This window comes from Citreicoccus inhibens, from assembly GCF_019039035.1.
GTDB classification, from domain to species: domain Bacteria; phylum Myxococcota; class Myxococcia; order Myxococcales; family Myxococcaceae; genus Citreicoccus; species Citreicoccus inhibens.
Window position 1 is genome coordinate 65,624 of the sequence record NZ_JAHNZT010000037.1, and the last position, 12,855, is coordinate 78,478.

Below are 12,855 nucleotides of genomic sequence, written 5' to 3' on the forward strand. Positions count from 1 at the left end.
TGACTTTTGCAATGACCCTGCCAACCCGGGAAGCACGCGAAGTCCCCGGAATCACACCCGTTTTTCAGGGTGTGACAATTAGCGGCAGGGTCAATCCAAACCCACCCGGCACAGATGGGTCAAATCAGACACAGGGTTTTTGACCCAGGTCAGCTGCTCTGCGAGGTGGGGGGCGCGAAAAGGGAGAGCTGGGGGTGCAAGCAGATACGGTCGCGGCCCTCGCGCTTGGCTCGGTAGAGGGCTTCGTCGGAGGTGAGCAGGAGCTGCTCGGGGGACAGGACGGTGCGGTGGGGGAAGCCCGAGACGCCCAGGGACGCGGTCACCCGGAGGGTTCGCTCGGGCCCGAGCAGGAGCTCACCCAGCTCCTGGCGGACCCGCTCCGCCACGGTGAGGGCGCCTGTCACGTGCGTGCGGGGCAGCAGCACGGCGAACTCCTCGCCCCCATAGCGGGCCACGAGGTCCGTCTCGCGCACGCTCCGCTGAAGGGCGGCGGCCACCTCGCGCAGCACGTCGTCGCCGGTGCCGTGGCCGTAGCGGTCGTTCACCGCCTTGAAGTGGTCCAGGTCCAGGAGGATGAGCGACAGCGCGTCGTCATAGCGCTGCGCCCGTCGGAACTCCTCTCTCACCCGCTCCTGGAAATAGCGGTGGTTGTGCACCTGGGTCAGCCCATCCGTCACCGACAGATGTCTGAGCTCCCCCACCTGCACGGCCAGGGCCTCCAACCGTGCGTGCGCATGCAGGCCCCGCAGCAGCCGAGCGAGCAGCTCGTCCTCATCCCATGGGGTCAGGACGACCTCAGCCCCTTTGTGGAGGGCCGCCAGCCAGGCGGCGCGGGCCTCGGCGGGCGCGAGCACGAACACGGGCGGCGTCCGCTCCGCCTCCGCGGCGCCCAACCTGTCGAGCAGGGCCACGCCGGCCGCGGGGTCGCTCGTGCTCAGGCACAGCACCACGCCATCCACTTCGCGCGCCAGACGAAGGACCTCGGGGCCCGTGCGCGCCACGCGCAACGCGAAGTCCTCGGGGCCCAGCGCGCGCGCCAGCTTGGGGAGTACGGCCTGGGAATCGTCGACCACCAGCAAGGAGTAGGGCCTGGATTTCACAGTGTCACCGTAAAATGGTGATTCCATGGTAGCACGAGTGTTGAATGGAGAGCGAGTCCCGGTTTGCGTTCCTCGGGAAGCCTCTGCTAGCGAGCGCCGTTCAGAGCCGCACACACGCCGCGAGGTCTCCCTGGTGGGCAAGTACCCGAGCATCAGCCTCTTCTTTCCCGCGTGGAATGAAGAGGATTACGTCGAGCGAGCCGTTGAACGCGCCCTGGAGGCGCTGGCCCGGCTGACCGACGACTACGAAGTCATCATCGTCAACGACGCATCCACGGACCGGACGCAGGAGATCTGCGACGCGTTGGCCGCGAAGCATCCGCAGGTCCGCGTCATCACGCATCCGGAGAACCTGAAGCTGGGTGGCGCGATGCGCACCGGCTTCTCGTCGTCGACGAAGGACATCATCGCCTACTCCGACATCGACCTGCCGTGGGACATGCGCGAGTTGGAGCGCGCGCTGCATCTCATGGAGTACCTGGAGGCGGACATGATCTGCGCCTTCCGGTTCGACCGCACGAGCGAGGGTCCCAAGCGGATCATCTACTCGTTCGTCTACAACATGCTCATCCGCTCCTTGTTCGACATCCAGATCAAGGACGTGAACTTCAGCTTCAAGGTGATGCACCGGCGCGTGCTGGAGTCCATCGAGCTCAAGAGCCAGGGCTCGTTCATCGACGCCGAGCTGGTGGTGAAGGCCATCCGCAAGGGCTTCCGCGTGTTCCAGATGGGCGTGGACTACTTCCCGCGCACGCGTGGCATCTCCACGCTCGCCTCGCCCTCCGTCATCGTGAAGATGGTGAAGGAGCTGGTGCGGCTGTACCCGGAGACCCGCACCCCGACGGCGCCGCAGCAGCCGGTGCGCCTGCCGCCGACGGTGGCCGCCCTGCGCACGCCGCCCGCCCCGGGCCGGGCCGCGCGCGGCTAAGCCGGTCCGCCCATGGCCCGCACCCGGCTCATCGTCAACGCGGATGACCTCGGCCTGCATCCCTCTTTGGACGCAGGCATCCTGAAGGCGCACCGCGAAGGCATCGTCACGAGCGCCACGCTCCTGTCCACCGGGCCCACCGCGCCCGAGGCTGCGCGGCGCGCCCGCGAGCAGGGGCTGGCGGTGGGCGTGCATCTGGCGCTGTCCACGCGCCTGCCCTCGGCCGCCTCCGACGTTCCCACCGTGGCGCCTGACGGACGGCTGCGGCAGAGCTGGGCCGCGTTCGCGCGCGCCTGGCTCACCGGTCAGGTTCAGCGCGAGGAGTTGGAGCGCGAGCTGTCCGCCCAGGTGTCTCGGGCCCGCGCGTTGGGCGTGGACGTGGACCACCTGGATGGGCATCAACACCTGCACGTGCTGCCCGGCGTGCGCGCCATCGTCGAGGCGTTGGCGGAGCGCGAGCGGCTGCCGCTGCGGTGGCCCGACGCCCTGCCCCGACTCGGCTGGCTGCGCGCGCCCGGTCCGGCGCTGAAGACCACCGTGCTCGCGGTGCTCGCGCGCACGGCGCCCCTGGCCTCGCCGAACCTGCGCCGGGTGAGCGCGGGCGGCGTGTTCGAGGCGGGCCGGCTGGATGAGCCCGCGCTCCTCGCGGTGCTGGACTCGCTCCCGGCCGGAGACTTCGAGCTGGGATGTCACCCCGGCGACGGCACGCCGCACGTGCCAGAGGACCCGGTGTGGACGTACGGCTGGGAGGCGGAGCTGGCCGCGCTCACCAGCCCCCGCGTGCGCGAGCGGCTGCGGGAGCGCGACGTCGCGCTCAGCACCTACCGCGCGCTCACGTGACGTAGGCCCCGGCGCCGAACGCCCCCGCGAGCACCACCATCAACGCCGCGCTGAACACGAGCACGGCGCGGTGCACGCGCGGGCGCTCGCGCAGGAGCATGGCCAGCGTGAGGAACAGCGGGAAGGCCGCGAGCAGGTAGCGCCCCATGCTCATGAAGTCCTTGGTGGCCATCGCGGGCATCCCCACGATGGCCAGCGTGTAGAGGCCATAGCCCCAGCCCAGACGCTTGTACGTGGGCCACACCAGCGCGAGCGCGCCGACCGTCACGAGCGCGTGCCCCGTCAGGCGCCAGAACACCGGCAGGCGCATGTGCCAGCCGAAGCCCTGGAACCACCGCAGCTTCAGCCACGTGCGCCAACCCGGCTGCTGATCCCACCCCGGCGAGCCCTGCACCTTCACGAAGGCGAAGGGCTCACCGAACGCGCGCCACTGATAGAGCACGTACAGGATGAAGCCCGTGGCGGCGAGCACCGGGAGCAGGTCCCACAGGCTCCACTTCAGTCCCCGCTCGCGCTTCCACTCCAGCCGTCGCGCCAGCAAGCCCAGCACGAGCGCGGGCGCCACGGGACGGGCCGCGGTGGCCACCGCGCCCAGGAGCACCGCGGGCACCAGATGCCCACGCTCCAGCATCAGGAACGCACTCACCACCAACAGGAGGAACAGCGCGTCCGAGTACATGGCCCCGTAGAGGAAGAAGGCCAGCGGGTACAGCGCCAGGACGAGTCCCGCGTCGCGCGCCACCTCCTCGTCCGCGCGCGTGCGCGCCCACCGCGAGAAGACGAACAGCGCCGAGATGCCGCACGTCATCCCAATCAGCACGCCCGACAGGTTCGTGTTCAGCCCGAGCCCACTGACGACGCGCACCGCCAACGGATACGCGGGAAAGAACGCCACCGGGCTCTGCTGGCCGGGCGTATAGCTGTAGCCCACCGTCGCGATGTGCGCGTACCAGCCCGCGTCCCAGCGCACCCACCCCTTGAAGAGCGCGGAGCCAAACCAGTCCTGCGGTGGCAGCGGCGTCAGTTGCCACGCCATCGCCGCCAGCGTGGCGGTGGCGGTACAGAGGAGGAGGGCACCAAGCCCGGTGAGCAACACGGTACGGGAGGCGGAGCGTTCCATGGGCAGGTCTGCCCTTGGTCCACTTCCGCCCCGCCGTCAAGCCACCGCCCCTCGGTCGCGAGGGAAAGCCCTCGCGACGGGGGGCATCATCTCAGCCGCCGTGGAACGACTTGCCAGCGCGGACCTGCTCGATGAGGAACGGCGCGGGCGTGAAGCGCTCGCCGAACTTGTCCTGGTAGTGCTCCAGCTTGCGCAGGAGTTGGGCGGGACCCAGGCTGTCCGCGTACCGGAACGGACCGCCGAGGAACGGCGGGAAGCCCAGGCCGAAGATGGCCCCGACGTCACCATCGCGCGGGCTGCGCAGGATGTTCTCGCCCAGGCAACGGATGGCCTCGTTCACCATCTGGAGGGCGCACCGCTCGGCCATCTCCGCGCGCTCCATGGGCTTGCGGTCCTTGCCATGGGGCAGGAGCGCGTAGACGGTGGGGTCCACGTCCTTCTTCTTGCCGTTCTCGTAGAGGTAGAAGCCCTTCTGCGTCTTGCGGCCCAGTCGGCCATCGGCCACCACGCCGTCGAGCGCCTTGGGCGCCGCCATCCGCTTGCCGAAGGCGCCCTCCATGATGGGCCCCACCTTGTGGGCCACGTCGATGCCCACCTCGTCGAGCAAGGTAATCGGGCCCACCGGGAAGCCGAACTCCACCAGCGCCTTGTCCAGCGCGGTGATGTCCGCGCCATCCGCCAGCAGGTACGCGGCCTCGTTCATGTACGGCGCGAGGATGCGCGACGTGTAGAAGCCGGGCCCGTCATTGACGACGATGACCGTCTTGCCCTGCTTGCGCCCCACCTCCACGCAGGTGGCGGTGACCCACTCGGCGGTGCCGGGGTGGGTGATGATCTCCAGCAGCGGCATCTTGTGGACCGGGCTGAAGTAATGCATCCCGATGACCTGCGCGGGCCGCTTGCTGCCCTTGGCCAGCTCGGAGATGGGGAGGCTGGACGTGTTGGACGCGAAGATGCAGTCCTCGCGCGTGACGGCCTCCACCTCGGCGATGATGCGGTGCTTGAGCTTCAGGTCCTCGAACACCGCCTCGATGACGAGGTCCGCGGTCTTGAAGCCGCTGTAGTCGGTCCCCGCGGTGACCATCGCCATCTTGGCGACCGCCTCGCGCGAGGTGAGCGAGCGCCGCTTCACGCGCTCGTCCAGCACGCTCTGCACCTGCTTGAGCGCGCGGCCCGCGCCCGCGTCGTCCTTGTCCTTCTCGCGCACGTGCACGCCCTGGAGCGCCGAGGACACATAGGCGATGCCGCCGCCCATGAGCCCGCCGCCCAGCACGCCCACCTTCTTGACCTCGCGCGCCTTCACGCTCGGGTTCGCGGTGCCGTTCTCCTTCTTCAGCGCCGTGGTGGCGAAGAAGATCTCCACCAGCCGCCGCGAGACATCCGACACCACCAGCTCGCCAAATGCCTTGGCCTCGGCCTCCAGGCCCGCGGCGCGCCCGGACTCCAGGCCCGCGCGGATGACCTGCAGCGCCTTCTCCGGCGCGGGGTACTTGCCGCGCGTCTTCTTCAGGAGCTGCTTGCGCGCCTGGTCGAACAGGACCTTGCGGCCCAGCGGGTTGTCCTCGAGCGCGACCTCCGTCCACAGGTCCTTGCTCGCCAGGCCCTTGAGGAAGCCCGCCAGCCCCTTCGCCTTGCCACTCGAGGCCACGGCCTTGAGGCCCTGACCGTGCGCGCGCGTCACCTTCAGCGTCCCCGCCGCCAGCTCCCCGGCGCGCTGGAGCGCGAGCGAGCGGAGCAGCGGCACGGGCACCACTTCATCCACCAGCCCCAGCTTCTTCGCCTTGGCCGGCTTGACGTTCTTCCCGGTGAGGATGAGGTCCAGCGCCTGCTGCGCGCCGATGAGCGCCGGCAAACGCTGCGTGCCGCCCGCGCCCGGAATCAGGCCGAGCTGCACCTCGGGCAGACCCAGCGTCGTCTTGGGGCTGTCGGTCGCGATGCGGTAGTCGCACGCGAGCGCCCACTCCAGGCCGCCGCCCAGGCAGGAGCCGTGGATGGCCGCCACCACCGGCTTGGGGAAGGCATCGAGTTGCTCGAAGCCCTGCTGCCCGTTGCGGCTGATGGCGGTGGCCTCCTCCGCGGACCGGAGCGTCTGGAGGAAGTCGATCTTCGCGCCAGCGACGAAGTTGTCCTTCTTGCCGGAGATGAACACGACGGCCTTCACGGCCGTGTCACCCTCCGCGTGGCGCATCAGCGCGGTGAAGGCCTCGCCCGTCTCGGGGGACAGCGTGTTGACCGCCGAGTCCGGCAGGTCGAACGTGATGACCGCGACGCCGCCCTCGACCTCGTACCGGAAGCCCTGCTTCGCCTCGACCTCGTCAAGCTTGATGGCCATCACGCACGCTCCAGAATGACCGCGGCGCCCAGGCCGCCAGCGGCGCAGACAGTGCACATCACCGTGTTCTTGTTCCGACGCTTCAGCTCGTTGAGGGCCTGCGTGACGATGCGCGCCCCCGTGGCGCCGAAGGGGTGGCCAATCGCGATGGAGCCTCCCGTCACGTTCAGCCGCTCGCGGTCCACCTCGCCCACCGGCGCGCTCCAGCCCGCCTTCTTCGCGAAGGACTTGGAGGCCAGGGCCTGGAGGTTGCTCGCCACCTGCGCGGAGAACGCCTCGTGCATCTCCACGAGGTCGATGTCCGCCAGCGTCAGCCCCGCGCGCTTGAGCGCCACGGGCACCGCGTAGGCCGGACCCTGGAGCAGTTGGTCTCCTGGGTCCGTGGCCGCGTAGGCATGCGCGCGCAGGAAGCCGAGCGGCTCATAGCCGAGCTGCCGGGCCTTCTCCTCGGTCATCAAGAGCAGCGCCGCGGCGCCATCCGTGAGCGGCGAGGCATTGCCCGCGGTAACCGAGCCGTACTTGCGGTCGAACACCGGCTTGAGCTGGGCGAGCGCCTCCAGCGTGGTGTCCTCGCGGATGATGTTGTCCTTGGCCACCACCTGCTCGTACTTGGGTGGCACCACCACGTGCATGACCTCGTTGTCGAAGCGGCCGTCCTTCCACGCCCGGGCCGCGTTCTGGTGCGAGTTGAACGCGATGCGGTCCTGCTCCTCGCGGGAGATGCCGTTCTCCTTGGCCATCTTCTCCGCGCTCTCGCCCATCGTCTGGCCCGTGGAGAACTCGGCGATGGCGGGAGGCACCGGCAACAGGTCCTTGCCCTTGAGCTTCTGGAAGGGGCGCAGCTTCTCCGGCAGCGTGCGCCCCTTCGAGGACGCCACGAGCGCGTGCGCCAGGGGACGGCTGGTGAAGATGGGCGCGTCCGACATGGACTCGGTGCCGCCCGCGATGATGACGTCCGCCTCGCCCACCGCGATGGCGTTGGCCGCCGTCGTCATGGCCTGGATGGACGTGGCGCAGGCGCGCGCCACCGTGAAGGCCTCAATGTGGCGCGGCAGCCCCGAGGCCAGCACCACCTCGCGCGCGATGGAGGGGGCGGTCAGCGTGGGGATGACCTGCCCGAACACCACCTGGTTGATTTCGTTCGGGTCGAGATCGGCCCGCTGGACCAACTCCTGGACCACCATGCGGCCCAGGTCCAGCGCCGTCAGCCCCGAGAAGACAGTGCCCGCCTTCACGAACGGCGTCCGCAAGCCGCGGACGATGGCCACCCGGCGGTGGCCGTTGCGCTTCTCGCTTGCCATGTGCCTCACCCTCCTACGTCGAGTGAAGCGCATCTAACGAGCGCTGATGCGCCGCGTCAACCCTGGATTGATTCTTGAGTCAACCGGCAGGCCCCTGGGCCTACGGCTTCGCGGACGCCTGGCGGAGCGCCGCGCCGTGGCGGTGCACGGCCTCCACGAGGAACTTCGCGGCCTCGGGGTCGGTCGGGGGGAGGATGCCGTGGCCGAGGTTGAAGATGTGCCCGGTGGGGCCGGCGCGGTGGAGGATGTCGAGCACGCGGCCCTCCAGCTCCTCGCGCGGCAGGAAGAGGTGGAGTGGATCCAGGTTGCCCTGCACGGCCACGTCGGGCCCGAGCACGCGGCGGCCCTCGTCGAGCGGGACGCGCCAGTCCAGGCCGATGACGTCCGCGCCCGTGCGCTTGAGGAGCGGCAGGTGCGGCGTCATGCCGGTGCCGAAGACGATGACGGGGACGCCGGTGGCCTTCAACTCGGAGACCATGCGCGTGAGGTACGGGAGGCTGAACCGCTCGAAGTCCCAGAGGGACAGCTCGCCGCCCCATGAGTCGAAGATTTGAACGACCTTCGCGCCGGCCTCCACCTGCATCTTGAGGTACGGGATGAGGGTGTCGGTCAGCTTCTGGAAGAGGCGATGCGCCAGCGCGGGCTGCTCGAACATGAGGCGCTTGATGAGGATGTAGCTCTTCGAGCCGCCCCCCTCCACCATGTACGCGGCGAGCGTGAAGGGCGCGCCCGCGAAGCCGATGACGGGCACCGAGTCGTTGAGCGCACGGCGCGTGCGCCGGATGGCCTCGGCGACGAAGCCGGTGCCCTCGACAGGGTCGGGCACGCCCAGCCGGTCGATGTCCGCCGCGGTCCGGACCGGGTTGGGGAAGTGCGGCCCCTTGTCCCCCAGCTCCAGGTGGATGCCCATGGCCTCCACGGGGATGAGGATGTCCGAGAAGATGATGGCCGCATCCACGCCCAGGCGCGTCACGGGCTGGACCGTCACCTCGGCCGCCAGGTCAGGGTTCTTGCAGAGGTCGAGGAAGGCGATGTTGCCGCGAATGGCCCGGTACTCGGGCAGGTAGCGGCCGGCCTGGCGCATCAGCCACACCGGGGTGGTGTCGGTCGGCTGGCGGCGCGCGGCCCTCAGGAGTCTGTCGTTCACGTCGTGTCCCTGCTGCGATGGGGCCCTGTCTCAAAAGGGGGCCCGGAAGGAGGCTGCCAGAAGAAGCCCGGAGCGGCGTCCTGGGGAGGTCCCCCTCCGAGACGCGGCACCGAAGCACTGAACCGAGACTGCCCTACGTCCGAGCGCGGCACGTCACCCGCTCGGTCCCCCGCATTCACGGGCGGGTCATACTGGAGCGAGGGGCATCCGTCATGTCCGGCGCGAGGCCACGCGGACGATGAGTGCATACCCATGAGGCCGTGAGTGTGATCGCGCGAGGGAGGGTTCGGAGCTGGAGCAGGGGGCGGAGAGTGCGGACGAAAATTGATGCGAAGGGCCCGCAAACAGGTGCTTGACAGTGTGGGGCAGCGCCTATAAAAGCCCACCTCGTTGCAGCGCGGCGGACCGCCGAGGGCGGATAGCTCAGCGGTAGAGCGTCGCCCTTACAAGGCGAGGGTCACAGGTTCAATCCCTGTTCCGCCCACATGGTTATGGGGAGTTAGTTCAGTTGGTTAGAACGCCGGCCTGTCACGCCGGAGGCCACGGGTTCAAGTCCCGTACTCCTCGCCACTCAGACCCCAGCAAGTCTTCGGACTTGCTGGGGTTTTGTTTTTCTGGCGCCGACTGTAACTCGACTGTCACGGACCCCATCGTCCCCTCCTCTGGGGACGGCAGGCTGAGCTGCAGCTTCGCCACCTCTCGGCAGAGGGCCTCCCACGGAAGCGTGGTGTAGGCGGCCATCCCCCCGGGCCGACGCCATGGGTCACCCAAGACACCATTCCCGAGAACATCGTCCGCGGCAGGCTGCACACGTGCCGCAGAGACCGCTGCGCCCAGTCCGAAGAGGACATCACCTTGGCCATGGCCTCCCAGACGTACCGATACCGCACATCCGCCAGCGCCATCGACGTGCCGGCCGGCGTCCATAGCTGCTGGAGTACCTAGGCGAGCCGAGCGGCATCGTCGCGCGCACTCGGGAGCCTCTGCTCACGCCGCCGCCCGACGTGCCGCCACTCGTTGAGCAGAAGCTCCTCCTCAAGTGGGGCGACCTCAACCTCTGGGCCGACTCCACGTGGTCAACGGACGAGGGCGTGGACCTGAACACCGAGCCCAGTGGGCCGCCCATGCCCGGCGAGCTCGCACAGGTGGTGGAGCAGGTCCGAGACGAGCTCTCCGTCTACCGATACGAGACACAGTGGATGCACGGCGACGTGCGCCCCGTGCCCGCGCCGAAGGGCCGGGGGGACCTCTCGCTGGACACACTGCGAGCGTTGCGCGCCGCGCTCGGCATCGTGGCGAGCGCGGGGGAGGGCCAGAGCCATGGCGGCCCCCTGTGCGACGCGCGGCACGCCGGGCGAGTCGTGCCCCGACTGCCTGGGAGATGGGCCCGCGCGCCACCGGAGCGGCATCCCCCTGCCCCACGACACGGAGCTGCTCGAGTTGGTCCAGGCCCAGCACCCCAGGGCGGCGTGCAATCCCTGACGCCGTGCATGTGTGGCGACGACCTGGGCGGCCCTGCGCTCACGTGCCGCGGCTCCGCGCCCCTCGCGCCGCAGAGAGAACGACCCAACCAACAGGAGGAACTGGCCCGTGGGTGACACCAACCTCGCGTGGGCGGACGCAGTCTGGAACGTGACGAAGGGATGTAGCCGCAAGTCTCCCGGGTGTGGAGGCGGGACACCTGGGCCGTTCAAGGGCGGCTACGCCGCGAATCCAAAGTCGCTGGCCCACTGAGCCCTCAGGACTTTCGCGAGGCTCTCACGCTGCCTTGCCCCGGAACGACGCAGGGTGTCCTGCGCGGAGATCCAGAACGGATCGAGCCGTCTTGGATCCTCGCGCACTACCTCGACGAGCGCCTCGATGAAGTTCCGAACACGCTCCGGCTCCAGTCTCGCGGAGTGGGGCACTGCATCCCACTCTCGTTCCACCACGGAGCTGATGCCGCCGTCTTCATAGGTGACGACCCGGAACGTGATGACGAGCGCAGCGTCTGGGCCCTGCTGCGTGACCACCCAGTGGAGAGACGTGGAGTCCGTCCCGAGCGTTGGCAGGCCCTCGAGCCAGTCCTGCAGAGCCTTGGCTGAGAGTTCCTTGCCGGGAAGGAGGGGCTCATCGACAGTCTCTTCAGGCAAGAGATCGAGCGCCCTCAGGTCGGGCGTGCCCGTCTGCGAAAAGACAACGGAGCAGAGCCGTTTGCCGTCGTCCCCAACACAAGTCGAGAACGCGTCCAGCCGACGTGCCTCCAGGTCGAAGACGTAGATGTAGGCCACCCTCTCGGTCTCGTCCGGGGCGACTCGCGGGCCGGCATTCCCCTCCGAGATGCGGTCGCCCTCCGGTGCGCCAGGTCCTGGCATGCAGTGCGACCAGCCCCAGGGGGCCCCATCGATGAGCTGGCGCACCACGGATTGCATATCACCTTGCGCGCGCTGAACGCGGGACATGAGGTGTTGCCCGAGCCCAGACGGATAGCCATCCCAGTGCTGATAGACCCCACGCCAGGGGCGTTCGGAGACGTGCTCGGGGACCCCCGAGCCCGACGTGTACACAGCGATTGCGCCTGGAGTCGACATAGGACCGCAAGTGTAGCGCTCAAGGGCGCCAGGCTGCTGAAGAAGCGCGAACTCCGAGGAGAACACATGCATCGCAGCCCGCTGCTCCCCTGTGTGGCGCTGTGGCTGTAGTTGACTCCGCCCGGAGCGCAAGCCCAGCCTGCGCCCGCGGGCTCCGTATTGGAGCTGGAGGAGCAGCTCATCCCTGAGAACATCCAGTCTCTCGAGATGCAGGGGGCTACCTGCCCGCGCAGGACAGGCCCACCCAGACCTGACGCGCACAGCGCGAATCCGATCGGCCCCCGAGGAGCAAGGAGCCGGAGCATCAAGTACGGTACGACTGCCTAAAAGAGGGCTACCATAGACAAGCAGACCAAGCTCATCGCCAAGCTCATTACCCTCGACCTCATTGTCATCGAGAGGTGATTGCATACATTTCCTCCAGCCCAACATACAAAGAGCAGCAGTACGAAGCGCAGAAGTACGAAGTGACTGAGCGCGTCGCAGCGCCGCGCAAAGGCGAATGCGCGAAGGACCAGGAGTGGAGGCATGGCGAGTGCTAGGAGACCGTCGGGAAGGTGACGTCGTCGGTCGAGGGCAACGGCATTGCGATTGAGAGCTGTCCTGGAGATAACTTGAGTCGCAGTGAGAATTGCGATAGAGCTGTTCCTTCCGCGAGACCCAACTGACGCGCGCAGGACGTGGCTACATTCAGGGGCTCGGACGTGCCGTCCGGGCCCTTGTCGTTTCCGCGCGCGAGCGTCAGCCCGGTACGGCGCGTGCTGTCGGGCGACGGGTATGGACTGGATGCAGCGGGAGGCAAGCGCGGAGCGCTTAGGGTTGGCGGAGCGCAAGGTGTAGTGGAAGCAGCGAGGCATTGACGGGAGTCTCGCGGCACGGACGCGGCTGGCCGTGGCGCGCGCGGAGTACCGCGAGGCGAAGCAGGCAGCGATGGACGCGCTGGGTGCGCGCGAGGCCCTCGCTGTTGTCGAGAAGCTGCTCGCCGCGGAGCCCGAGGACTCGGCCGACGAGCCCAACACGAGGGATGCGGACGCTCACCCCGCCGCGTCGTTCTCGTTCGGTCGCGTCCTTGCTACGCCGGGACGACGCGCCAATCCCGGCGCACGCAAGGAGGCACGGTGAAGTCGCACATCGGCATGCTGGCAGTTGGACTGCTCGTTGGCTGTGGTGGCGCTGTTGGTGACGGTGCGCCGACGAAGAGCGCCGAGGTCGTGGCGTCCGAGGGCGCGCTCGCCCCGTCATGCACGAGCATCTACGAGTACACATATTACAGCGACGCGACCTACACCACAGAGGTTGGCTGGGCGAGTTGCGGGCCGTGCGGCTCTATGCCCACACAGTACGGCCGAATCACGGCGTACAGGGTCGTGGACTACAGCCACGCCTGCCCCTAAACGACGAGGCGTGATTCCCGATCGGCCCGGAGGGTAGGCAGGCGCTGGACGAGTGGGGAAGCGGCAGGAACCCACTCCGTTCGGCCCTGTGTGAGCAAGTACCAGAAGAAGAAGCGAGCCCTG

General features: G+C 68.6%; 11 protein-coding genes and 2 tRNA genes. 7 read left to right on the top strand and 6 right to left on the bottom strand.

Annotated features, from left to right (window positions below; genetic code table 11):
• Positions 1-149: 149 nt before the first annotated feature.
• The gene (locus KRR26_RS30340) at positions 150-1,127 is read right to left on the bottom strand and encodes a GGDEF domain-containing response regulator (protein ID WP_217081511.1); all 978 of its coding nucleotides are present in this window, start codon (positions 1,125-1,127) and stop codon (positions 150-152) included.
• A 106-nt stretch (positions 1,128-1,233) separates the two neighbouring features.
• On the opposite strand from KRR26_RS30340, the gene KRR26_RS30345 reads away from it, so the two are divergent.
• Both KRR26_RS30345 and KRR26_RS30350 read left to right on the top strand, forming a co-directional pair.
• On the top strand, positions 1,234-2,028 hold the full coding sequence (locus KRR26_RS30345) for a glycosyltransferase family 2 protein (protein ID WP_217081512.1): 795 nt from the start codon (positions 1,234-1,236) through the stop codon (positions 2,026-2,028).
• Positions 2,029-2,040: 12 nt separating this feature from the next.
• Entirely contained in the window at positions 2,041-2,868 is an 828-nt protein-coding gene (locus KRR26_RS30350; RefSeq protein ID WP_217081513.1) for a carbohydrate deacetylase, read from the top strand.
• On the opposite strand, the gene KRR26_RS30355 is transcribed toward KRR26_RS30350, so the two are convergent.
• The 4 genes from KRR26_RS30355 to hemE form a co-directional block, all read right to left on the bottom strand.
• A complete protein-coding gene (locus KRR26_RS30355) occupies positions 2,861-3,988 on the bottom strand; it encodes a mannosyltransferase family protein (protein ID WP_217081514.1) in 1,128 nt (375 codons plus the stop codon). The two genes, KRR26_RS30350 and KRR26_RS30355, sit on opposite strands and share 8 nt — an antisense overlap.
• A 91-nt stretch (positions 3,989-4,079) precedes the next feature.
• A complete protein-coding gene (fadJ, locus tag KRR26_RS30360) occupies positions 4,080-6,320 on the bottom strand; it encodes a fatty acid oxidation complex subunit alpha FadJ (RefSeq protein ID WP_217081515.1) in 2,241 nt (746 codons plus the stop codon).
• Positions 6,320-7,621: an acetyl-CoA C-acyltransferase FadI gene (fadI, locus tag KRR26_RS30365; protein WP_217081516.1), complete on the bottom strand. Its 1,302-nt coding sequence runs from the start codon at positions 7,619-7,621 to the stop codon at positions 6,320-6,322. Before fadI ends, fadJ begins: the two co-directional genes overlap by 1 nt.
• Before the next feature lie 100 nt (positions 7,622-7,721).
• On the bottom strand, positions 7,722-8,768 hold the full coding sequence (gene hemE / locus KRR26_RS30370) for a uroporphyrinogen decarboxylase (RefSeq protein ID WP_217081517.1): 1,047 nt from the start codon (positions 8,766-8,768) through the stop codon (positions 7,722-7,724).
• A gap of 412 nt (positions 8,769-9,180) precedes the next feature.
• Here hemE and KRR26_RS30375 point away from each other — a divergent pair.
• From KRR26_RS30375 to KRR26_RS30385, 3 genes are all read left to right on the top strand, one after another.
• A tRNA-Val gene (locus KRR26_RS30375) sits at positions 9,181-9,252 on the top strand.
• A gap of 9 nt (positions 9,253-9,261) precedes the next feature.
• Positions 9,262-9,338, top strand: a tRNA-Asp gene (locus KRR26_RS30380).
• 750 nt (positions 9,339-10,088) lie between these two features.
• Positions 10,089-10,250, top strand: coding sequence for a hypothetical protein (locus KRR26_RS30385; RefSeq protein WP_158611596.1), 162 nt, complete (start codon positions 10,089-10,091; stop codon positions 10,248-10,250).
• A 218-nt stretch (positions 10,251-10,468) separates the two neighbouring features.
• On the opposite strand, the gene KRR26_RS30390 is transcribed toward KRR26_RS30385, so the two are convergent.
• Positions 10,469-11,038 (bottom strand): hypothetical protein, encoded by a 570-nt coding sequence (locus KRR26_RS30390; protein ID WP_236069340.1) that lies wholly within the window; start codon positions 11,036-11,038, stop codon positions 10,469-10,471.
• Positions 11,039-12,229: 1,191 nt separating this feature from the next.
• On the opposite strand from KRR26_RS30390, the gene KRR26_RS30395 reads away from it, so the two are divergent.
• Positions 12,230-12,460, top strand: coding sequence for a hypothetical protein (locus tag KRR26_RS30395; RefSeq protein ID WP_217081518.1), 231 nt, complete (start codon positions 12,230-12,232; stop codon positions 12,458-12,460).
• Positions 12,457-12,732 (top strand): hypothetical protein, encoded by a 276-nt coding sequence (locus KRR26_RS30400; protein ID WP_233577361.1) that lies wholly within the window; start codon positions 12,457-12,459, stop codon positions 12,730-12,732. The genes KRR26_RS30395 and KRR26_RS30400 overlap by 4 nt, the downstream gene beginning before the upstream one ends.
• Positions 12,733-12,855 lie beyond the last annotated feature (123 nt).